The sequence below is a fragment of the [Empedobacter] haloabium genome (assembly GCA_008011715.2).
In the GTDB taxonomy this organism is placed as follows: Bacteria; Pseudomonadota; Gammaproteobacteria; order Burkholderiales; family Burkholderiaceae_D; genus Rugamonas; species Rugamonas haloabia.
In genome coordinates, this window is the sequence record CP136508.1 from 3,492,723 (window position 1) to 3,515,489 (window position 22,767).

At 67.7% G+C, this 22,767-nt stretch carries 19 protein-coding genes; 10 read left to right on the plus strand and 9 right to left on the minus strand.

The window, feature by feature from the left end; all coding sequences use genetic code 11:
• Window positions 1-56 precede the first annotated feature (56 nt).
• Genes tssC through tssA form a run of 3 tightly spaced genes read right to left on the minus strand, consistent with a single transcriptional unit; the run spans window position 57 to window position 3,118 of the window.
• Complete coding sequence (tssC, locus tag E7V67_015185) at window positions 57-1,544, minus strand: type VI secretion system contractile sheath large subunit (GenBank protein ID WUR11063.1); 1,488 nt, start codon at window positions 1,542-1,544, stop codon at window positions 57-59.
• Window positions 1,545-1,560: 16 nt separating this feature from the next.
• Complete coding sequence (tssB, locus tag E7V67_015190; protein ID WUR11064.1) at window positions 1,561-2,061, minus strand: type VI secretion system contractile sheath small subunit; 501 nt, start codon at window positions 2,059-2,061, stop codon at window positions 1,561-1,563.
• A gap of 25 nt (window positions 2,062-2,086) precedes the next feature.
• Window positions 2,087-3,118 carry a type VI secretion system protein TssA gene (tssA, locus tag E7V67_015195; protein ID WUR11065.1) on the minus strand — a complete coding sequence of 344 codons (1,032 nt, stop codon included), beginning with the start codon at window positions 3,116-3,118 and terminating at the stop codon, window positions 2,087-2,089.
• Between the two features lie 747 nt (window positions 3,119-3,865).
• Between tssA and E7V67_015200 the strand changes: the two genes are divergently transcribed.
• The gene (locus tag E7V67_015200; GenBank protein WUR11066.1) at window positions 3,866-5,611 is read left to right on the plus strand and encodes a serine/threonine-protein kinase; all 1,746 of its coding nucleotides are present in this window, start codon (window positions 3,866-3,868) and stop codon (window positions 5,609-5,611) included.
• 27 nt (window positions 5,612-5,638) lie between these two features.
• Here the strand turns inward: E7V67_015200 and E7V67_015205 are convergent, their stop codons facing one another.
• Window positions 5,639-6,178 carry an OmpA family protein gene (locus E7V67_015205; protein ID WUR11067.1) on the minus strand — a complete coding sequence of 180 codons (540 nt, stop codon included), beginning with the start codon at window positions 6,176-6,178 and terminating at the stop codon, window positions 5,639-5,641.
• The gene (locus E7V67_015210) at window positions 6,175-6,954 is read right to left on the minus strand and encodes a protein phosphatase 2C domain-containing protein (protein ID WUR11068.1); all 780 of its coding nucleotides are present in this window, start codon (window positions 6,952-6,954) and stop codon (window positions 6,175-6,177) included. Before E7V67_015210 ends, E7V67_015205 begins: the two co-directional genes overlap by 4 nt.
• Before the next feature lie 581 nt (window positions 6,955-7,535).
• On the opposite strand from E7V67_015210, the gene E7V67_015215 reads away from it, so the two are divergent.
• From E7V67_015215 to E7V67_015230, 4 genes are all read left to right on the plus strand, one after another.
• Window positions 7,536-7,670 (plus strand): hypothetical protein, encoded by a 135-nt coding sequence (locus tag E7V67_015215; protein ID WUR11069.1) that lies wholly within the window; start codon window positions 7,536-7,538, stop codon window positions 7,668-7,670.
• Entirely contained in the window at window positions 7,667-9,349 is a 1,683-nt protein-coding gene (locus E7V67_015220) for a ShlB/FhaC/HecB family hemolysin secretion/activation protein (protein ID WUR11070.1), read from the plus strand. Before E7V67_015215 ends, E7V67_015220 begins: the two co-directional genes overlap by 4 nt.
• 48 nt (window positions 9,350-9,397) lie before the next feature.
• On the plus strand, window positions 9,398-16,237 hold the full coding sequence (locus tag E7V67_015225; protein WUR11071.1) for a YDG domain-containing protein: 6,840 nt from the start codon (window positions 9,398-9,400) through the stop codon (window positions 16,235-16,237).
• A gap of 164 nt (window positions 16,238-16,401) precedes the next feature.
• A complete protein-coding gene (locus tag E7V67_015230) occupies window positions 16,402-16,734 on the plus strand; it encodes a helix-turn-helix transcriptional regulator (protein WUR16290.1) in 333 nt (110 codons plus the stop codon).
• A gap of 8 nt (window positions 16,735-16,742) precedes the next feature.
• Here E7V67_015230 and E7V67_015235 read toward each other — a convergent pair whose 3' ends face one another.
• Both E7V67_015235 and E7V67_015240 read right to left on the minus strand, forming a co-directional pair.
• Complete coding sequence (locus tag E7V67_015235; GenBank protein WUR11072.1) at window positions 16,743-17,120, minus strand: RnfH family protein; 378 nt, start codon at window positions 17,118-17,120, stop codon at window positions 16,743-16,745.
• Window positions 17,113-17,544, minus strand: coding sequence for a type II toxin-antitoxin system RatA family toxin (locus E7V67_015240; GenBank protein WUR11073.1), 432 nt, complete (start codon window positions 17,542-17,544; stop codon window positions 17,113-17,115). Before E7V67_015240 ends, E7V67_015235 begins: the two co-directional genes overlap by 8 nt.
• Before the next feature lie 140 nt (window positions 17,545-17,684).
• Here E7V67_015240 and smpB point away from each other — a divergent pair, with 140 nt between their 5' ends.
• From smpB to E7V67_015265, 5 genes are all read left to right on the plus strand, one after another.
• Complete coding sequence (gene smpB / locus E7V67_015245; protein ID WUR11074.1) at window positions 17,685-18,134, plus strand: SsrA-binding protein SmpB; 450 nt, start codon at window positions 17,685-17,687, stop codon at window positions 18,132-18,134.
• Entirely contained in the window at window positions 18,134-18,487 is a 354-nt protein-coding gene (locus E7V67_015250) for a hypothetical protein (GenBank protein ID WUR11075.1), read from the plus strand. Before smpB ends, E7V67_015250 begins: the two co-directional genes overlap by 1 nt.
• Before the next feature lie 109 nt (window positions 18,488-18,596).
• Window positions 18,597-19,277 (plus strand): hypothetical protein, encoded by a 681-nt coding sequence (locus E7V67_015255; protein ID WUR11076.1) that lies wholly within the window; start codon window positions 18,597-18,599, stop codon window positions 19,275-19,277.
• Entirely contained in the window at window positions 19,277-19,825 is a 549-nt protein-coding gene (locus tag E7V67_015260) for a FlgO family outer membrane protein (GenBank protein WUR11077.1), read from the plus strand. Before E7V67_015255 ends, E7V67_015260 begins: the two co-directional genes overlap by 1 nt.
• A gap of 52 nt (window positions 19,826-19,877) precedes the next feature.
• A complete protein-coding gene (locus E7V67_015265; protein WUR11078.1) occupies window positions 19,878-20,453 on the plus strand; it encodes a DUF1349 domain-containing protein in 576 nt (191 codons plus the stop codon).
• On the opposite strand, the gene E7V67_015270 is transcribed toward E7V67_015265, so the two are convergent.
• Both E7V67_015270 and E7V67_015275 read right to left on the minus strand, forming a co-directional pair.
• Window positions 20,446-21,333, minus strand: a complete 888-nt coding sequence (locus tag E7V67_015270; protein WUR11079.1) for an NAD-dependent protein deacetylase — start codon at window positions 21,331-21,333, stop codon at window positions 20,446-20,448. The genes E7V67_015265 and E7V67_015270 overlap by 8 nt on opposite strands.
• Before the next feature lie 298 nt (window positions 21,334-21,631).
• A complete protein-coding gene (locus E7V67_015275) occupies window positions 21,632-22,762 on the minus strand; it encodes a hypothetical protein (protein WUR11080.1) in 1,131 nt (376 codons plus the stop codon).
• Between the last annotated feature and the right edge of the window lie 5 nt (window positions 22,763-22,767).

Sequence of the window (22,767 nt, forward strand, 5' to 3'; positions counted from 1 at the left end):
CTCCGGTTGTGCCACGGCGCTATCGCGTGGCGGTGAGTGAAAACAACGCTGCTACGTCATGCCTTCATCGAAGGCAGCTTCGACACCAGCCGCAACGACACGGTCAATCCCTCCAGCTGGTAGTGAGGGCGCAGATAGAACTTGGAGGTGTAGTAGCCGGGATTGCCCTCGACGTCCTCGAGCACGACTTCGGCTGCCGCCAGCGGCTTCTTGGCCTTGTAGAATTCGCTGGAGTTGGCAGGGTCGCCATCGACGTACTGCATGATCCAGTTCGTCAGCCAGCGCTCCATCGCGTCGCGCTCCTTGAACGAGCCGATCTTGTCGCGCACGATGCACTTCAGGTAGTGCGCAAAGCGGCAGGTGGCGAACAGGTACGGCAGGCGCGCGGCCAGGTTGGCGTTGGCGGTGGCGTCCGGGTCGTCGTATTCGGCCGGCTTGTGCAGCGACTGGGCGCCGATGAAGGCGGCGAAGTCGGTGTTCTTCTTGTGCACCAGCGGCATGAAGCCGTTGGCGGCCAGCTCCGCTTCGCGCCGGTCGGAGATCGCGATCTCGGTCGGGCATTGCATGTCCACGCCGCCGTCGTCGGTCGGGAAGGTGTGCACGGGCAGGCCTTCCACCGCGCCGCCCGACTCGATGCCGCGGATGCGCGAGCACCAGCCGTACAGCTTGAACGAGCGGTTGATGTTGACGGCCATCGCATAGGCGGCGTTGGCCCAGGTGTAGTTCTTGCTGCCGGGGGCGCTGGTGTCTTCCTCGAAATCGAATTCCGCGACCGGGTCCGTCTTGGCGCCGTACGGCTGGCGCGCCAGGTAGCGCGGCATCGCCAGGCCGACATAGCGCGAATCCTCGGACTCGCGGAACGAGCGCCAGGCGGCATGTTCCGGCGTCTGGAAGATCTTGGTCAGGTCGCGCGGGTTGGCCAGCTCGTTCCACGAATCCATCAGCATGACGGCCGGCGCCGCCGCCGAGATGAACGGCGCGTGCGCCGCGGCGGCGACCTTGGCCATCGACGACAGCAGCTCGACATCCGGCGCGCTGTTGTCGAAGTAGTAGTCGGCCACGATGCAGCCGAACGGCTCGCCGCCGAACTGGCCGAACTCCTGTTCGTACATCTTCTTGAAGATCGGGCTCTGGTCCCAGGCGGTGCCCTTGAACTTCTTCAGCGTCTTGCCCAGGTCGTTCTTCGAGATGTTCATCACGCGGATCTTCAGCATCTCGTCCGTCTCGGTGTTGTTGACGAGGTAGTGCAGGCCGCGCCAGGCCGATTCCACCGCCTGGAACTGCTCCGTGTGCAGGATCAGGTTAATCTGTTCGGTAAGCTTCTTGTCCAGCGCCGCGATCAGGCTTTCGATCGTGGCCAGCACGTCGCCCGAGACCAGGCTGGTGCCGGCCAGCGCCTGCTCCGCGAGCGTGCGCACCGCCACTTCGACCGACTCGCGCGCCTTGTCGGACTGGGGCTTGAATTCCTTCTGCAACAGGGCGCTGAAGTCGCTTGCCTCCAGCACGCTGCCTTCCTGCTGTACTGCCGCCGCTGCGTCTGCCATGGTGTTCTCCCTGTATTTACTCGGTGGGCTTCGGTGCCGCCGTCAGCGACTGCATCAGCGCCGGCTCGGCCAGCAGCCGGGCGATCAGTTCCTCAGCGCCGGTCTTGCCATCCATATAGGTCATCAGGTTGGCCAGCTGGCCGCGCGCCTCGAGCAGCTTGCGCAGCGGTTCGATCTTGCGCGCGATGGCGGCGGGCGAGAAGTCGTCCATGCTTTCGAACGTCAGGTCGACGGCCAGGTTGCCTTCGCCCGTCAGCGTGTTCGGCACCTGCACGGCCGCGCGCGGTTTCATGGCCTTCAAGCGCTCGTCGAAGTTGTCGACGTCGATCTCGAGGAATTTGCGCTCGCTGACGGGCGCCAGCGGTTCGGCCGGCTGGCCCGACAAATCCGCCAGCACGCCCATGACGAACGGCAGCTGCACCTTTTTCTCGGCGCCATAGACTTCGACGTCGTACTCGATCTGCACCCGCGGTGCGCGGTTGCGGGCGATGAACTTCTGACTGCTTTCCTTGGCCACGATGACCCTCCTGATGGTTGATTGGCTACTGCTGCGGCAACGGCCCGCGAATGACGAGCAACTGGCTGACGCCATCCGGCGCCAGGTCTTCGATGACTTCCATGAACGTTTTCGGTACCAGCCGCCGCGCCCGTTCGAGCAGCAGCGGCACCGGGCTGGATGGCTCGTGGCGCTGGTAATACGCCAGCAGCTTGTCGATGGCCAGCAGCACGTCGTCGCGGTCGAGGATGTCGCCCGACAGCCCTTGCACCGGCGCTGCCGCGGCCACCGCCATGGACGCCGGTCCGGCCGCTTCGGCTTGCGCCGGCGCCGTTTCCTGCTGCACATGCGGCTGCACCGCCGCCACGATGCGCGCCAGCGAGCGCAGCAGCGGCGCCAGGTTGGGCGCTTGCGTATTGCCGACCCGCTCGCCCAGCAGCGTTTCGATCGCGCTCACGCTGGCGTGGGCCTGCCGCGCGGCCGCCAGCGCGCCTTGCACGGCTTCCTGCGGCACCGCCGCGAAGGCCTGTTCGATCGACGCCGGCGCCAGCGCCACCTGACCGGCCGGGACCGGCACTTCGCCGTTCGCATACTCGAGCTGGCGCAGCGACAGCGGCCCGAGGCCCGGCAGCTGCACGAACGCGGTGTCGTGCAATTCGCGCAGCACCGTTGCCGGGTCGGTCAGCGGCGCCAGGCTGTTGATGCGCAGCGTGGGATCGTTGTTGTCCTCGGCATCGAGCTGCGGGTGTACGCCGTCCCAGTGCGCCGTCAGCATGGCTTCGATCGCCTGCAGGGCACGCGCGAAGCCAGGCAGCCCGTCCAGCGCCAGCACGGCCCGTGCCAGCGCGACGGCAACGCGCAAGTCACGTGTGCGCGCCAGCAGTTCGACTGCCTGGCGCCGCACTGTCTTCCAGTCCGGCGGCACCGCGGCGGTGATGGTCGTGCCGTATTGCACCTCGGGCTTGCCGACGAGGTTGCGCTCGAGTTCCTGGAACGCGGGGTCGTATTCCAGGTTCGGGCCGCACGTATCCGCGCCGTCCACCGCCTGTTGCAATGCGCTGATATCGATCATTTCCATTTTGCCGATACTCCCCGCTCGATCGATGGACGAACCAGTGCATCGGCGCTATCCAAACGATACGCCCGCGTCCGCTGATTCGAGGTTGGTCGTGTTTTATTCCGGCCGATTTGCAGCCGTTCATTGGCCGGTCGCCGGCCTGGCTGGAGCAATAAGTATGCGTCTCTTCAATTCGAATCGTGGATTCGATCACTGGGCGGGTCGATAATCCGCTCTCATAATAAAAGACGTGCGAGAAATACCAGCAGGATCGCCAAGATAATTACTCAGTCCGGTTACCTCGGTATCGCGATCGTTGCGTCGTCACGGCTTAACTATACCGCCGCGAGCAGGGAAAATATTCAAAATTTTTTTAGACTGTGGCGAATTACAAATTGCCGACATTTGTCGACACATTACTACCTATTACCAGCTCGGCATTAAGGCCAGCGACGCCTTCGGCTAACGCTGAGTCAAATGTCACATCGACGGCATCCGGACTGTGAACTCGCACTATGACGGCGGATGGCGGGCGGCATGGCCGAGCTTATATGCAGCGGGAAAAAATATTTTCCCGGAGTTGAGAAGATTATTGCTGTTCGTATCCAACGAGGGGCCCGACCCTGTTGATGCAGCCCTCGTTATTGAGGGATGCCGATCGCGGCCAGGCATGTTAGTCTAGATCGCACCCCGCCTGTCTGCGGGTTGCCGTGCCGGCCCGGTCAGCAGCCGCGGCCGGTCGCCTCACCCGTCGGGAGCGCTGCGCGGATGAACGAACCGGAAAACGACGAGCACACGGTATTGGTGCCCAGCGCGCGGGCGGGGGCGCTCGCCGGCGCGGCGTCGGCCGCGCCTGGCGCCGACAATGTGCTGCCGACCGGGTCCCGCCTCGGCGAGTTCGAGATTGTCGGCCTGCTGGGCGTGGGCGGCTTCGGCATCGTCTACCGCGCGCACGACTGCTCGCTCGGCCGCGACGTGGCCTTGAAGGAATACATGCCCTCGGCCCTGGCCTCGCGCTCGCAGTACAACGTGCACGTCAATTCGGCCCGGCATACGGACCTGTTCCAGGCCGGGCTGCGCAGCTTCGTCAACGAGGCGCGCATGCTGGCCCATTTCGACCATCCGGCGCTGGTCAAGGTCTACCGGTTCTGGGAAGCCAACGGCACTGCCTACATGGTGATGCCCTACTACCACGGCCGCACGCTGAAAGAGGCAATGCTGGCGCGGACGAGTCCGCCGGACGAGGGCTGGTTGCGCCAGCTGGTAACGCAACTGCTCGACGCGCTGGCGCTGATCCACGCCGAGCAGTGTTATCACCGCGATATCGCACCCGACAATATCATGATGCTGGACGATTGCCGCCCTTTGCTGCTCGATTTCGGCGCGGCGCGGCGCGCCATCGAAGGCATGACGCAGGCTTTTACCGTCATTCTCAAGCAAGGCTATGCGCCGATCGAACAGTATGCCGAGGTGCCGGGCATGCGCCAGGGCCCCTGGACCGACCTGTACGCGCTGGCGGCGGTTGTCCATTACCTGATCGACGGCCACCCGCCACCCCCGGCGGTCGGGCGGATCATTGCCGATCCGTACGTTCCGCTGGCCCAGCGGTATGCGGCGAGCTACAGCCAAACATTCCTGGCTGCAATCGACGCCGCGCTCGCCGTCAAGGCCGAGCAGCGCCCGCAGGACGTCGCCGCCATGCGCGCGCTGCTGGGGCCGAGCGACGGCACGGCGAGCGCGCCGGCACGGCCCGCCGCCGCGACGCCCGATGCCGCCCTGCCACCGTCGGCGCCGGTAGCGGCCGCCGCGCCCGGCAAGCGGCGCGTCATGGCCGCGCTCGGCCTGCTCGTGATCGCGGCGGGCGGGCTGGGCTACTGGGCCCTCGAGCGGGGCGCGCCCGTCACCACGATCGCCGTCACGCCGCCGCCACCGCCGCGGCCGGCACAGCCATCGCCTCCGCGCGCCGTCACGCCCGTGGCCCCGTTCGAGCCGGTGGCGGCACTCGACGCCATCGTTGCCGGCGCCGACCCGGGGCGCAAAGTGGACGTCGAGGTCGAAAATGCCAGCGTCAGGATCGGGCGCGACAGTCTCAAGCTGTCCGTCCGGTCATCGCACGCCGGTTATGTCTATCTGTACATGGTGGGTAGCGACCGCAGCAACTTCTGGCTGCTGTTTCCCAATGCTATCGATCGCGACAATGCCATCCGCGCGGGGCAATCGCTGCAGTTACCTGGGAAACGCCCTGGCAAGGAGCACTGGAGCCTGTACGCTGGCGGCCCCCCGGGGACCGACCATCTGGTCGTCATGGTGGCCGATGTCCCACGCCGGTTCGACGCCACCGGGCTGACGCCGAGCGACATGTTCAACGAATTCCCGATCGCCCGTGCAGCCGAGCTGCAGCGCGCCCATACGGGCAAGACGGCACTCTTTGCCGGCCAACCCGATTGCGCTGGTGCCGCCTGTTCGCCAGCCTACGGCGCCACCGCCTTCACGATCGAGGAAGTGGCGCACTAGCACTGCCGGCGCGGCCGCGCTGGTTTGCTACTTGGACAGGTTGACGATCGTCACGCGCCGGTTTTCCGGCGCCGCCGGGTTGGCATGGTTCATCAGCTCGCGGTCGCCCTTGCCCACCGCGTCGATACGCGCGCTATCGATCTTGCCATTGCCGACCAGGTAGTCGCGCACCGACTCGGCGCGCGCCTGCGACAGCTTCAAGTTCGATTGCGGCAAGCCGCGCGGGTCGGCATGGCCTTCGATGGCGAAGCGCGCCCCCGCCAGCTTTTCCGAGGACAGGGCCGCACCGACCACGTCCAGCGACTGGCGGGCCGCGGCCGTCAGCGCCGCCGAGTTGGTCTCGAAAGTAATCAGCAGCGATGCGCTGGCGGGCTTGGCCGCCTGGCCACCCCGGTCGTCGTCACGCCGCACCCGCAGGCTGCGGGTACGCACTTCCCGCGCCGGCGCCAACGCGTCGACCAGGGCCTTCTCCGTGACCTGGCCCTCGGTCAGGACCGGCGCTTCCTGCGCCGGCACGGGCCCTGCCGCCAGCAGCAGGCAAGCTACCATCAACATGTTTCGTTTCATGTGACACTCCTAGCAGTGGAATAGCGCAGCACTGTCGTGCTCGGATCGGTGCAGGCGACGGCCAGCGCCGAGTAATTGTCCTGGCCAGGACGGCCGCGCGCCCGTACCAATTGTTCAAGCTGGCGCAACCAGCTGTCCGGATCGCCGGCAGCCGCCAAGCTCCGTTCCATGTCTTCTTCGAGCGTGTATTCCCAGAAACCATCCGTGCATAGCAGGAAACGGTCGCCATCGCGCACGTGCAGCGGTGCGCTGATCTGTGGCACCGGCGCCTCGGCTTCGCCCAGCGCACTCAGCAGGGCATTCCGGTGCGGCGAGTCACGCAACTGTTCCGGCGTCAAGTAGCCGGCATCGACCATTGCCTGGACGACGCTGTGGTCGCGCGTGCGCAGCAGGATTGCGTTTGCCCGGAAGCAGTAAAGGCGCGTGTCGCCGACATGGGCCCAGGTGGCTCTGGCATTGTGTGTGTCCACCGCAAGGATGACGAGCGTGGCCCGCATGCTGGCAAGCTCGGGCCGGCGCTGTTGCTCGGCCAGCAAAGCGTCGTTGGCGGCACGCATGGCGCCGACGACACCCGCTGCGGTCACCAGCGGCGTGCGACGAAAGCTGTCCAGCGCCGCCTCCACGGCAATCCGCGATGCCACTTCACCGCCCGCATGGCCGCCCAGACCGTCGGAGACGACACCGATCCAGCACCCCGGGCCGGCCCAGTACCCGCAAGTATCCTCATTGACTGCCCGCCCTCCTGGTTGGGACAGCACGGCAACGCGCAAATCCATATGCAACCCCGTAGTCAGGGACGCCGCACGCGGCGCGCCGCCGCCTGTCCCAGCCACCGCTACCTGTCAAGGCATGGCGCTGGCGAATGACGGGGCGAATAGTCGAATCAGCAAACCAATAATGGACGAACAGGGGCAGGCAAAGCACCAAAATGCTTGGCCATTCACTGCGGCAACTCATCGGTTGAGCATGCAATATTCATCGGACCGGCAGCAACGATATGCCATGAACGCATAAAGCAACTTCGAACAACTTCGAGCAACTTCGCGCACCGGCCATTCCTGTTTCGAATGTGTTTTTTTATTCTAGGTGGGCGCTCGGTGAAGCGCAAGCAATTCGCATTTGTTGCGAAGGCGCCACGCACGGTTATCGTGGCTTTTTTGGGACTATACTGTTTTTAACAAACCATGCCGATTGAATGTGGCAGCGTTATCCAAACGCATTGTCCTTTTATTTATTCCCCTTGATCCGGCGAGCCGTACTGCAAGTGGTTATAACGGACCGACGTTACGGATATTAATCAAGCATTGCTCCTGGCGTCCGCGGGCTGTGGCTCAAGCATGTGCAGTTGAGTTTCATCATGACCGACAGCGCGTTGCGGGGGAAGATCGACAAACGCCGTCCAGATCGCGCGTACCGCTCGCGCGCCAGCCTGCAGGCCGCACGGGCTGGCGCGATCGACCATGGCAACCACGGCCCCTTCGAGGAAGAATGATGGTTATCCGCCTGCGCTCCCTGCTCCTGCCGCTCGCTCACGCCTGCCACGTCGGCCTGCTGCCGGCCCGGATACCGCGGGCCGCCCCGCTGGGTCGCCAGGCTGGCTGCTGCTGCGTTCTTGCCCTGCAGATGGGCGCCGCTGGTGCGCAGGAGCCCGCGCCGCAGCCAGCGGCGGTGGTGGTCACTTCGGTGGAAGTGCAAGGCAACACGCTGCTGCCGCCACCAACGCTGCAGGCACTGACGGCCGGCCTGGCCGGCGGCAGCCGCACCCTGGCCGAACTCAACGCGGTCGCCGCGCGGGTGCAGGACGCCTATCGCGATGCCGGCTATGGCGGCGTCGTCGCCTACGTGCCAGAACAAGCCGCGCCGGGCGGCCACGTGGTGATCCGCGTCGTCGAAGGCAAGCTGGCCCAGGTACGCATCACCGGGAACCGCTATTTCGACGCCGCCAACGTGCGTGCCGGCTTGCCCAGCCTGGTGGAAGGCGCCACGCCACGCGTGGCCGACGTGGACCGCGACATCCAGCTCAGTAACGACAATCCGGCCAAGAACGTCAAGGTCACCCTGACGGCCGGCGCGCGCCCGGGCGACATCGACGCGGACGTCAGCGTGACCGAGACCAATCCGCTGCAATACCTGGTCGGCTACAACAACACCGGTAACCACAGCACCGGGCGCCACCGCGTCAGCGTGGGACTCCAGCACGCCAACTTGTTCGGCCGCGATCACGTCGGCACGCTGCAATATCAAACCTCGCCGGAAGATCCGGGCCGCGTGAAGATCTTCAGCGCCGGCTATCGCGTGCCGCTGTACCCGTATGCGGCCTCGCTCGACGCGTTCGTCGCCCACTCGAGCGTCAGCAATGGCACCACGATCACGCCAGCCGGCCCGCTGTCCTTCACGGGACGCGGCACGGTGGCGGGCTTGCGCGCCAACCGCAACCTCGATCGCATCGGCGAATACGACCACCACGTCACGCTGGGACTGGACTGGCGCAAATACGACGACGACTGCGCGATCGGCGACTTCGGCCCGGCCGCATGCGGCTCAGCCGCCGTGGATGTGGCCACGATCCCCCTCGTGCTGGCCTATACCGGCCAGAAGCAGGGCCCGCAACTGGCTTACGGCCTCAGTGCCGCGCTGTCGGTCAACGCGGGCGGCAGCGCGCGCGCGACGTTCGAAGCGGCGCGCCCGGGTGCCACCCGCAACTATGCCATCGCGCGCGGCGCCGGCTTCGTCGATCGCGCGTTCGCGGCCGGGTTCTCCGTCAACGCGCGCGCGGACCTGCAATACAGCCCGCACGCGCTGATCTCCGGCGAGCGCTTCGGCCTTGGTGGCGCAGCCAGCGTGCGCGGCTACGCCGAGCGCGAACTCTCCGGCGATGCCGGCCTGCTGGTCCGCCTCGAAATCGCACCGAATCCCGTCGAACTTGCGGGCGGCTGGCGCGTACGCCCCTACCTGTTCGTCGATCACGGCCGCATCGTCAACCACCACGACCTGCCCTGCCGGGGCACCGACCGCACCGCCTGCCAGCTCACCGGCGCCGGTATCGGCGCGCGCGTGGGTCTGGGCCGCAAGGTCAACGCCAGCATCGATCTCGGCCGCGCACTGGAACGGGGCATCAACACGGCGCCGGGCGACGTGCGCGGCCACGTCGCCCTCAACCTGATTTTTTGACGGGTCGGCCGCGCGGCAGCGCCGGCCAGTGCCCTGGGAGAAGCCATCATGAAGCAGTCGTTCGACACGCCGCAGGCCGGCCCCGACCAGGTCGGGGTCCGCGGCGCACGCCTGGCGCTGGCCGCCGCCATTGCCGCCGCCTTCGGCGCCACGGCGGCCGATGCATGGGCCCAGCTGCCCGCGGGGGCCACCGTCGTGCATGGCAGCGCCGCTATCGCCACCGACGGCGGCCGCATGACGGTCACGAACAGCCCAAACGCGGTGCTGAACTGGCGGGCGTTTTCCGTCGGCGCCGGCAACAGCGTGCATTTCGCGCAGCAAAGCGCGGCAAGCCAGGTCCTGAACCGTGTGGTCGGCAACGACCCTTCCGCCATCCTTGGCGGCCTGTCCTCCAACGGCGGCGTATGGCTCGTCAACCCGCACGGCGTGCTGTTCGGTGCCAATGCGCGCATCGATGTCGGCGGCCTGGTCGCCTCCAGCCTGCCCTTGTCGAACGAGGACTTCCTGGCGGGCCGGCATCGCTTCGACGGCGCGGGCGCTCCTGCGGGCCAGGTCCTGAACCAGGGTGACATCCACACCAGCTTTGGCGGGCGCGTATGGCTGATGGGCGACACGGTGCGCAACGACGGGCTGATCGAAAGTCCCGGCGGCCATATCGTGCTGGCGGCCGGCCGCAGCATCGACCTGGTCGACTCCGGCGTGCCGAACGTGACCGTGCGTGTCACGGCCCCGGCCAACGCGGCCGTCAACCTCGGCACACTGCTGGCGCACGGCGGCGGCAGCATCGACGTGCACGGCGGCATCGTCAACCAGCAGGGCATCGTGCGCGCGGACAGCATGGGCCGCGATGCGGCCGGTCGCGTGGTGCTGCAGGCACAAGGTGACGTGCGGCTGGGCGCCGGCGGCGCCACCAGCGCGGACGCCGCGGGCAGTGGCGCTGGCGGCACGGTGCTGGTGGCATCGGCACGGGGCGCCACACTGGCGCAGGGCGACGTGTCGGCGCGCAGCAGCGGTGGTAAGGGCGGACGCATCCACCTGCTGGGACAGCAGGTCGGCGTGTACGGCAACGCGCAGGTCGATGCCTCCGGCGCGACCGGGGGCGGCGAGGTCCTGGCGGGTGGCGACTACCAGGGCGGCAATGCCGCCGTGCCGCACGCGCAGGCAAGCTATCTGGGGCCCCGCGCGGCGCTCCGCGCCAACGCCACGGCGACGGGCGATGGCGGCAAGGTCGTGCTGTGGAGCGACCGCGCCACGCGCGCCTTCGGCACCCTCGAAGCGCGCGGTGGACCAGGCGGCGGCAATGGCGGCCTGGTCGAAACCTCGGGACGCCATCTGGATGCGCGTCCCGAGGCCGTGGACGTGGGGGCCAAGCATGGCAAGGGCGGCACCTGGCTGCTGGACCCGGGCAATATCACGATCGTCGCCGGCGGCTGCTGCGGCGGCGACAGGACCGCGTTCGACGAGACGTTCATGTTCACCATCGAGTCGAGCGCGGACGACACGGAGATACGAGCGGACGTCATCACGCGCGCGCTGGCGTCGGACGGCCACGTGATCGTGCGCACCGGCGGCGGCGACGCCACCACGCAGGAGGGCGACATCCGCGTGGCCGCCAACATCGACGCCACGGGCGCCGCGGCCGGGGCGAAGCTGACGCTGGAGGCGCACAACGATATCATCTTCGACCCGGGCGTGCACATCACGGCCGGCAGCAATCCGCTGGGCGTCACGCTGACAGCCGACAGCGACGGCAACCGCCGCGGCGACGTGCTGCTGCAGGCGGGCGCCGGGATCGCCGCCAACGGCGGCGATATCATCATGACGGCCGGACCGGATGCCGAGCGGCCGGCAGGGCGCATCGACCTGCAGCGGGCCACGCTCGACGCGGGCGCGGGCGTCATCGGCCTGCGCGGCGGCAGTATCGACATCGGCGACGGCAGCGAGCTGGCCGGCAGCAGCATCGGCGCTGCCGCCGACACGCTCACCGTTACCGGTTCCAGCCTGACCGCGCGCGATGGCCTGCTCGCGCTCAGCTCGCGCGACGGCCTTGGCGCCGCGACGGTCGAAGGCTCGACCTTGAGCGCCAGTGCCGCCGAATCGCCGCTGCTGGGCCGGATCATCGTCCAGAACGGGCGGCTCGACGTGAATGGCTCGCGCATGACGGCCAGCAATGCGTTCGACCTGTCGGCCACGACAACGAACATCACGGCAGGCAGCACGCTGACGGCGCCCACGTTCCGGCTGTCCGCCCATGACTTCACCGTCAAGGATGCGACATTGAATGCGGCGGCAGGCGGCCTGGAACTGATCGGCAGCCCTGGCGAGCTACCGAGCCGGGCCACGCTGACGAACGCGACCTTGACCGCCGGGCCAGGCGGCGAGATCTGGCTGTGGCGCGACCAGATCGACATCGTCAACTCGAAGTTGACCGCCGCGGGCGCACTGCAGCTCAATGCGCCGTCGCTCGACATCTCGGCTGGCAGCCGGCTCACGGGCCGCAGCGTCATGCTCAACAGCGGTGCGCTCGACGTCCGCGATAGCGCCCTCGCCGCCACCGCTGGCGGGATCGTGCTGACCGTGGAAGGAGCCGACGGCGCCGGCACGATCGCGCTGCGCGACACCAGCCTCGACGCCCGTGCGCCAGCGGGCGCGGACGGCCGGGTGATGTTCATCGACGGCGCCGTGGCACTGACCGATACGAACATCGCGGCGACCGGCCCGCTGACGATCAACGCCGACTCCGCGTCGATCGCCAACCCGGGCCGGACCGCCACGCTGCGCGCGGCCGAAATCGACATCGTGGCGCGCACGACTTCGCTGGACCAGGCCAATCTTGCCGCCGCCACGACAGGCGATGCCATCGTGATCGACACGGCCACGCTGGCAAACCGCGCCAGCGTGCTGTCCACCCCGGCGGGACGCTGGCTGGTCTACCTGCGCGAAGGCGGCTTCCCCGCCGCCGCCCTGGCCGACCTGCCCTACACCTTCGTGCAGTTCGACGCGGCCGATACGCCTGCCGCGGTCCACGGCGCCGGTGCCCACGGCATCATGCTGGCCGACCCGCTCGACCTGCACATCAAGGTGGACGCGGCGCGTCCCTACGACGGCACCACCACCGCGCGCTTCTCGCGCGTGCTGGCAAGCGATGCCGGGCCGGGCTTCACGGTGCGGACCCGCGTGGACGCCGAGGCCGCGGAAGGCGTCTTCGACAATCGCAATGCCGGCCTGGACAAGCCCATCGTTTTCGAGGCCGAGGGCGGCTATTTCGAGGTGCGCGCCCCTGGCGACCGCCCCGTCTACGGCGCCACCCAGTCGTACACAGGCGACATCACGCCGAAAGCCATCACCGCTTCCGGCCTGGTGGCCGCGAACAAGGTGTACGACGCGACCCGCACGGCCAGCCTGACGGGGTCGCTCGCCGGCGTCGTCGAGGGCGACCGCGTCGACCTGGCCGGCGCCACCGGCCTGTTCGACACCAAGGACGTGGGCACCGGCAAGACCGTGAGCTTCTCGGCCGCCACATTGGGCGGCGCCGACGCGGGCAACTATATCCTGGCCGGCGGCGCGACGACGACGGCGGACATCACGCCACGCACGATCTCGGCGGCCGGCATCACGGCCCTGGACAAGGTCTATGACGGCACGCGCGTCGCGGCCCTCGCCGGCAACCTGACCGAGGCATTTGCCGGTGACGACCTGACGCTGGCCGCCAGCGGAAGCTTCGCCGACAAGAACGTGGGCGCCGGCAAGACCGTTACCGTCAGCGGGGGCACGCTGGCCGGCGCGGACGCCCACAACTATCTGCTCGCGGGCGAGTACGTGACCCGGGCCAGCATCACGGCGCGGCCCATCGCGCCGGCCGGGATCATCGCCCTCGACAAGGTGTACGACGCCACCCGCACCGCCACGCTGGCGGGAGCGCTGGCCGAGACGATCCCCGGCGACGTGCTGTTCCTGACCGGCGCCACCGGACTGTTCGACAACAAGAACGCGGGCACCAACAAGCTCGTCACGATCAGCGGCGGCACGCTGACAGGCGCCGACCGCGGCAATTACATCCTGGTGCCCGACTACACCACCCGCGCGTCCATCGCGCGGCGCCCCATCGGCGCGACCGGCTTGAGCGCGGCGGACAAGGTGTACGACGGCACGCGCACCGCCACGCTGAGTGGCACCTTGGCCGAGGCGCTGCCGGGCGACCGCGTCAGCCTTGCTGGCGCCACCGGCCTGTTCGACACCAAAGACGCCGGGACGGGCAAAACCGTCACGATCGCCTCGGCCACGCTGGCCGGCCCGGACGGGGGCAACTATGTGGTGGCCGACGACGCCAGGACGACGGCCAGCATCACGCCCCGGCCGATCTCGGCGGCCGGTATCACGGCGGCCGATAAAGTCTACGATGCCAGCCGCACCGCCACGCTGGGTGGCGCGCTGGCGGATGCCCTGGCGGGCGACGACGTCGTACTGGCCGGTGCCTCGGCCCTGTTCGACGACAAGAACGTGGGCGTGGCGAAGCCGGTCACCATTTCCGGCGGTACCCTGGGCGGGCGTGACGCCGGCAACTACCGGCTGGCCAGCGCCTACACCACGACGGCGAGCATCACGCCGCTGGCGATCAGCGCCAACGGCATCACCGCGCTCGACAAGGTCTACGACGGCACCCGCGGCGCCACGCTGGCGGGCACCCTGGCGGACACGCTTCCGGGCGACGCGCTCGCCCTCGCGGGCGCCACCGGCGAGTTCGACACGAAAGCGGCCGGCGCCGGCAAGGTCGTGACGGTGAGGGGCGGCGTGCTGACCGGTGCCGATGCGGGCAACTACACGCTGGCGGGCAGCCACACGACGACGGCGGCGATTACGCGCCGGCCCATCGACGCGGTCGGCATCACGGCGGCGGACAAGGTGTACGACGGCAATCGCGACGCCACGTTGTCCGGCTCGTTGTCCGGTGTGCTGGATGGCGACGTGCTGGCGCTGGCCGGAGCGACCGGCCAGTTCGACAGCAAGAACGTGGGCACGGGCAAGGTCGTCGCCATCACGGGCGGCACCCTGACGGGGCCGGACGCGGCCAACTACATCCTGACCGAAGGTGCCACGGCGCGAGCCGCCATCACGCCGCGCCCGGTGAACCTTGCCATCAGCGGTCCGGTCGTGAAGGAATACGATGCCGGCAGCAGCGCCAGCCTGGGCGCCGGCCAGTACGTGCTGAACGGGGCCATCGCGGGCGACGCCGTCGGCGTCACCGGTCCGACCCAGGGCAGCTACGACAGCGCCAACGTGGGCCAAGGAAAAACCGTCAGTGTCACGGGCGTGTTCCAGATCTCGGGGGGCGATGCACTGAACTACCGGGTCGGCACCGTCGACCTGACCGCGGCAAGCAATGTGGTGAGCGCCACCGCCGTGGGCAACAGCGGCGCCATCACGCCGGCGACGCTGTTCTATACGGCCGCCCCGGTGCTGCGCGAACCCGGCGTGCCCGTCGATGGGCTGTCCGGCACCGTGACCGGTTTCAAGGGCGCGGACACGCTGGCCTCGGCCACCACCGGCGTGCTGGTCTGGCGCAGCACCGCGCCGACACCCACCCAGCCCGGCGTCTACCCCATCATCGGCGCCGGCCTGTCCGCCCTCAACTACGTGCTGGTGCAAGCACCGGGCAACGACGCGGCTCTGGAGGTCACCGTTGGCAACGCTCCCGCCAGCGCGCCGCAACAGGCACAGGTGGGCAGCGTGGCCGCGATCGCCTCCGCGCTGAACGGGGCGCTGCCGGCGCCCGACCAGCGGCCAGCCACGGGCGGCCTGCTCGACATTTCCAACCCGGCCGTCGGCCGCACCTATGGTGCCGTGCGCATCGGCGCCATGTCGCAGGATGAACTGGGCCAGCTGATCGCACAGCGCCGCAACTTCAAGCGCAAGCTGTTTGCCGATGCGGTCTACAAGCTCGAGCTGGACCCCAGCCTGGCCGACGTGCAGCCGTGCGCGACGGTGATCGAGTCGGCATCGGGTGCCTGCCGTCTGACGCCGAACCAGCTCAGCTCGATCGGGGCGGATGCGCGGCTGGCCGCGCTGGTCGGCAAGGTCGAGACCACCGGCAGTTCCGCGGGCGGCAGCACCGGCAGCTCGGCCGAGGATGGCGCGCCGGCCAGGAGTGCCCGGGTTGCGACCGCGCACCTGCCGCAGATCGAACGCAAGATCGCGGTACTGTTCGGCATCAACGACTACGCCGACAAGACCATTCCACCGCTGCTCAACGCCGTGCCGGACGTGGACGCGGTGTCGCAGCTGTTCGCGGACAAGCTGGGCTACGAGGTACGGGTCGTGCGCAACCCGACCAAGGCCGACATCATCCGCACGCTGAACCAGCTGTCGGTGGAGATCAACAGCACCGACAGCGTCGTCATCTATTACGCCGGCCATGGCTATTCCCTGGAGAAAAATGGCGCGGGCTACTGGCTGCCGGCGGATGCCCAGGCAAGCGAGCCCAGCCGCTGGATTTCCAATGTGGACGTGGCGCGGCTGCTGACCGGTATCCGCTCGAGCCAGATGGTGGTGATTTCGGACAGCTGCTATTCCGGCGCCTTTGCCCGCGACGGCATGACGGCCGTGGGCCGGGACGTCACGGCCGAAAGCGTGCTGGCCAAGCGCTCCGTGGTGGTGATCTCGTCCGGCGGCGACGAGCCGGTCGCCGACGAAGGCAAGGATGGCCACTCGATCTTCGCCTGGAACCTGATGCAGGCGATGCGCTCGATATCGGACTGGAAACCGGGCAGCACCGTCTTCAACGACGTGCAGGCCGGCGTGCGCAAGGAATTCCCGCAGACACCGAAGTATGGCGCGGTAACGTCCGCGGGGCACCAGGCGGGCGGCGATTATTTGTTCGAGCTGCGCTGAACAGGCGGTCGCGCGGCGTGTCGCACGATATTGCGGCTGGCACAGGGAATCCGGCGGCGTTTGATGCCACACAAGGACGGGGAAGATGATGCGCGGGCGCCGGGCAATATAAGCCAAACTGGACGATACGTATGAACGACGTACGATCAACCGGCGACGCCACCATGAACACGTTTTCCAACGTCCAGATCATCAACGGCCCGGATGGCGAGCCCGTCTATGTCGTCATCCCCTATGCCACCTATATGCAGGCGCGGGCACGCCAGCGCGACGATCTTGTGCCGCACCAGGTGGTCGGTTTCATTGCCGAGCGAGGTTGGACAGCAGCGCGCGCCTGGCGCGAATACCTGGGGCTGACACAGCAGCAAATGGCCAGCCGCATCGGTATCAGCCAGCCGGCCTACGCGCAACAGGAAGCCGGACTGCGTCCGCGCAAGGCAACGCGGGCGCGCATCGCTGCCGCGCTGGGGATCGAGACGCAGCTGCTCGATTTGTGAGGTGCCGCCTAGGCCTTACCGGCTTCCGGCCCGACCGTGCCGCCAGCCGCCATCGGGGTCAGCACCTCGCCGGCATCCGGCGTCGGCATCGCCGTGGGCGCGGCCGTATCCTTCCTGGCCCGGCGCCGCCGCGCGTTCTTCGGATCGACGATCAGCGGCCGGTAGATTTCGACCCGGTCGCGCGCCTGCACGACGGTATCGAGCGTCTTTTTCTTGCCGTAGATACCCACCGGCATCGTCACGAGATTGATCTCGGGCGCGTCCTGCAGCATGCCGGACAGCTCGATGGCCTGCCCGATCGTCGTGCCGGCGTCCACTTCGAGCGCGCGCAGCAGCGGATTCGGGCCGCTGGCGTAACACAGCGAGATCTTGATCCGCTCAGCCATACACCGTTTCGGCGCGCTTGGTGAACGAATCGACCATGCTGTTGGCGATCATGCCGAACACGGGGCCGATGACCTGTTCCAGCAGGCGGCTGGAGAATTCGTATTGCAGATCCAGTTCCACCTTGCAGGCATCCTCACGCAACTCCTTGAACGTCCACACGCCGTTCAAGGTCTTGAATGGGCCGTCGACAAGGCTCATATGGATGGCCGTGGGCGGGGTATTGGTATTGGCCGTCGTGAAGCTCTGGCGCACACCGTGGAAATTGATGCCGACGCTGGCGACCACCTTGTTGTCGCCCCGCTCGCGCACCTCGACGCCGCCACACCACGGCAGAAATTTGGGATAATCCTCGACCCTGTCGACCAGGTCGAACATCTGCCTGGCGCTGTATCCCAGCAAAACCGACTTGTGCACTACTGCCATTCTTTAACCGTTTGCTATCATGTTGGAAAATGCGAGGGGGCCTGCCGGGGTAAGTCCCCAGTGCAAGCCTTGCAACACCTCCCGCGCCTGTTGCGCGAAAACCGTAGTTTAACCGACCCGCGCCGAAGACCACATTACTCATGACTATTGCCGATAACCGCAAAGCCTTCCACGACTACTTCATCGAAGACCGCTACGAAGCGGGCATCGTGCTGGAAGGCTGGGAAGTCAAGGCGATCCGCGATGCGCGCGTCCAGATCAAGGAAGCATACGTTACGATCCGCGATAACGAACTGTACCTGTTTGGCGCGCACATCAGCGCACTGCCCACCGCCTCCACCCACATCCACCCCGAAGCCGTGCGTACCCGCAAGCTGCTGCTGCACCGCCAGGAGATCGACAAGCTGATCGGCAAGGTCGAGCGGGCCGGCTACACGCTGGTGCCGCTGAACCTGCACTACAAGGGCGGCCGCGTGAAATGCGAGATCGGCCTGGCCAAGGGCAAGAAGCAGCACGACAAGCGCGCCAGCGAGAAGGACCGCGACGCCAGCCGCGAGGTGCAGGCGGCGATGAAGCAGCATCGGCGTTGATGGCGTTTCGTCCGTTCGGCATCGGCGGCTGGCGCCGGCCGGGGCACGAAGGCATCAATATGTGGGCCAATCTTGCCGCATCGATCGGCGTGCTGACCTATCTGGTGGCGCTGTTGCTGTACAACGGCGTGTTCCTGGGCGGCCGGGCGGCATGCGGCGGGTTCGGGCTGACGTGCTTGTTCGAGGCGCTCGTCACGCTCGTCGCTGGTGGCGTAGCCGGCACGCTGGCAGCACTGGCATCCCTGCTCAGCTCGCGCAAGCAGCGCTGGCTCAGCTGGCTGGCGCTTGAACTCAACGGCCTTGCGATACTCGGCGTTGGCATATTCCTGCTTTGGGCCTTGCACGCGCACTGACACCCTGACAACCCGTCGCAACAACGCGACGCGACAGCAGCGTTTGATTTTCCACATGGAAACACGCATGCTACACTGGCGGTTGACCATCACCGGCCATGCCATCCTCATGTCTGTCAAAGCCCCTCTCCTCGTTACCGTCCTCGCCGCCACCCTTGCCGGCTGCGCGATACCGTACTCGCCCACCCCGGTGGCCAGCAACTTCCCGACCGCGCGCCAGGAGAAGCTGCAGGCGGCCGCGCACTGGACCACCATTGCCGATCACATCGAGCAGCGTGTGGTGACGGACATGAAGAAACACCCCACCCGGCCGTTCTACCTGGCCGAGGACAAGGACGCCTCGCCGTTCAAGAAAGCCGTCATGACGCAGCTGGTGACGTCGCTCGTCAAGGACGGCTTCGTGGTGGCGCGCACCCCCGCCGGCGCCTGGAAGCTCGAACTCGACATCCAGCCCATGACCTTCACCCGCGACCGCCCGCAGTACCGCTACGCCGGCGCGCCAACCGCGCTGGCGACCGGCGTCTGGGTGCTGTCCGACATCAATCCGACCATTGGCTCGATCGCCCTGGGCGGTGCCGCCGATGCATTCCGCTGGTTCCACAGCCAGTTCGCGCCGGGCGCCACGCCGAAGACGGAACTGCTGGTGACGCTGTCCGTGGGCGACCAGTACCGTTACTACGCGCGCTCGACATCGGCGTATTATGTGGCCGACACCGACCGTGCGCTGTACGGCATCAAGGAAGAGGACACCCAATTGACGAAAGTATTCAAAGTGCAGGGAGGCCGCTGATGCGCGCCCTCGCCCCGGTTGCCGCCCTCGTGGCCGGCGCCCTCCTGGCCGGCTGCGCCACCGGTCCTGCCAAGGACGAACCGAATTACGCGACGGTCGCGTCGAACCAGTTCGTCTCGGCCAATTACAAGGCGGCCGATACGCTGTTGACGCAATTGTCCGGCAAGCTGGCCGCCGACAAGCCGCTGATCATGGCCACCGTCGTCAATATCGACGCACTGGACCAGACTTCCACGCTGGGCCGGCTGGTGTCCGAGCAGATCTCGACGCGGATGGCCCAGGGTGGCCTGAAGATGCTGGAAATGAAGCTGCGCAACAGCGTCTACCTGAAACGCAACCAGGGCGAACTGATGCTGACGCGCGAGATCGGCGAAGTGGCGCAGAGCCACAACGCGCAGGCCGTCGTGGTCGGCTCCTATGCCGAGACCAGCGACATGGTGTTCATCAACATCAAGGTGGTCCAGCCGCAGAGCAACTTCGTGCTGGCCGGCCACGATTACGTATTGGCCAAGGAAGGCATCGTTCGCTCGATGCTGATGACGCGCTGATTGGCACGGGGCGGTATAGTGGCGTTTTTCACAACGCCACGGCCTCCCGACCATGTTTTCCCACTGCACCTGGCTCAACGAACCGGCCGAGTACACGCTCGACGACACCGGCCTCTGCGTCACCACCGACGGCGCCACCGACTTCTGGCGCATCACGAGCTACGGCTTCATCCGCGACAGCGGCCACTTCCTCGGCCGCCCGGTCGAAGGCGACTTCACCGCGCAGGTGCACGTGCAGGGCAACTTCGAGCAACTGTACGACCAGGCCGGCCTGATGGTACGCATCGACGAACGGCGCTGGATCAAGGCCGGTGTCGAGTTCTCCGATGGCGCACTGTTGCTCAGCAGCGTGCTGACGGACGAACGGTCGGACTGGGCCACCAGCCTGGCGCCCGCGCTGCCCGACGGCTTCTGGCTGCGCGTCACGGTCGCCGCCGGCGCCATCCGCGTGCAGTATTCGGCCGACGGCATCACGTGGCCGCTGCTGCGGCTGGCGCCCTTCCCCATCGCCTCGCGCTACCTCGTCGGCCCGATGTGCTGCACGCCCGAACGGGCCGGGCTGAGCGTGCGCTTCGCCCAGTTCACGGTCGGCCCCGCGCTGGTGCGCGACCTGCACGACCTCAGCTGAGCGGAGCGCCGTCCAGCAGTGCCGCCACCCGCGGCAGCGCCTGCTGGGCGGGCACGGCGAGCTTCAGACCGATCAGGTCGTCCGCGCGCGTCTTGCCGACGTTGACGGCGGCGATCGGCTTGCCGGCCGCGGCCGCCAGCTTGGCGAAGCGGTAGCCGGAAAACACCATCAGCGAGGAGCCGACCACCAGCAAAGCGTCGGCGCCTTCCATCCAGCCCAGCGCCCGCTCCGTGCGTTCGCGGGGCACGTTATCGCCGAAGAACACCACATCCGGCTGCAGCACGCCGCCGCAGATGGCGCAGTCCGGCACGACGAACTGCTCCAGCGACTCCGGTTCCAGCTGGGCGTCGCCGTCCGGCAGCGGCTGGGCCAGCACGCCGGCCAGCGCCGGATTGTCGCGCAGCAGGCGCTCCTGCAGCGCGGCGCGCGCTTGCACGTGGCCGCAGGCCAGGCAGCGCACGTGATGGATATTGCCGTGCAGCTCGATCAGGCTGCTGGTACCGGCCCGCTGGTGCAGTCCGTCCACGTTCTGCGTGATCACGTGCGCGACGTGGCCGGAGCGTTCCAGCCGCGCCAGCGCGCGGTGGCCATCGTTCGGCTCGGCCTGCGCCAGCACGGGCCAGCCCACGGTGCTGCGCGCCCAGTAGCGCCGGCGCAGCGCGTCGGAGCGGCGAAATTCCGGTCCCTCCGTTGGCGGCCGGCCCCGACGGATGCCCTCGGCATCGCGGTAGCCGGGAATGCCGGAGGCGGTGGACAGGCCGGCGCCGGTCAGCACCAGCACGCGGCGGTGGCTGTTCAGGAAGTCGGCGAGGCGCTCCAGGTAGTCGGCGGTGGATGGCGTGACGAATGCGTTGTCGTCGAAGTCGGTCGCGGAGTTCATGCGGTGATGCTAGCATTTCCGCCCGCACGGCGGCGGCTGAGACAGCGGTGACAGGCACCGAATGCGGGTCGTCGATGCGCCAAGGGTCAGTCCCTAATGCCGCTAAGTTAAGGAAAATCATTAGCCTGCTGCAGACGGCTTTGCACCCAACAGCGGAAAGCTGGGGTCAGACCCGGCGGGTCTGACCCCGGTTTTGGGCCTGGGGTTGACGGATACGCCTGCGGCCCTGTGAGTCCTACATCCTTAACTTAGCGGCATCAGGGTCTGTCCCCGTGCACGGACAGCCCCCAACGGCGGTCTAGTCGCGGAAGCGCACCGTATTGATCAGCGTATTGGTGGTATCGACATCGGCCAGCGTCTCGGCCGAGACACGCAGCAGGCTGCGCTCGCGCACCCGCACCAGCTCGTCGATCAACGCCTGCTTCGGCAGCGCGGCGCGGGCCAGCGCGGCCGGGGCAATGCCGTCGTAGCTGCCATAGCTCCGGTACAGCGCGTCCAGCGCCTGGCGGGCACCGGCCGCATCGAGCCCGCGGACAACCGGCGGCGCACCCGGTGCCCGCTCCTCGCCCTGCTCGACCAGCTGGTCGGCCAAGGCCGCGAACGACATCCGATCGAGCTGGCCATGGGTCTGGCGGTAGAACTCCAGCGCCTTGCCCTGCAGGCCGCGCGGGTCGAACGCGCGCAGCGCGTCGCGCCCCTGTGGTCCGCCGGCCCGCAACAGGAAGGTGGCGGCGCGCGCGAACGTGTCCGCATCGGCCGTGTTCAGGAGCGCCGCCACGGCCGGCACGCTGTCCGGCGAGCCCACCCACATCAGCACTTCCAGCGCGCGATTGACGACACTGGCATCGCCCAGCAGGGCACGCAGGTGCCGTTCGGCCGCCGCGCCGTACTGGCCGTACAGGTAGATGCAGGTCGAGGCTTCGTCCAGCGTGCTGCCCTGCTGCGGCAGGAACACGGTGACCTGGCCGCGCAGGAACACCTTGTCCATCAGGGCGAACAGCCGGGTGTCGCGCCCGGCCGCCAGCGCGTGCATGAAGCGGAACAGCTGCTGGCTCTGCGACTTCGGCACGGTGCCGTCCGGGTCGATGCGCAGCAGCGCCTGCAGCGCCAGCGCCGTGTCGCCCGGCTCGCCATGGGCGCGCAGGAAGTAGCCCACGTCCAGCAGCACCAGCTGGTTCGGCTGCGCCTTCTTCAGCTCCGCCGCCAGCTCGCGCCGCAGCACCGGCAGGGCCTCGGCCTTGTGGTTGCCGAACCAGCGCCACGCCGCATCCAGTTCGCCGCGCTGGCGCAGCGCGTCCTGCGTTGCCGTCGCCGCGGGCAAGGCGCGAATCTGCGCCAGGCGCTGCAGGGTTTCATCGGCCGGCGCCGCCAGCGCACCGGCCATGCAGGTTGCGGCAGCCAGCGCTGCCAGCATTTTCGTTACCGCCATCGGGG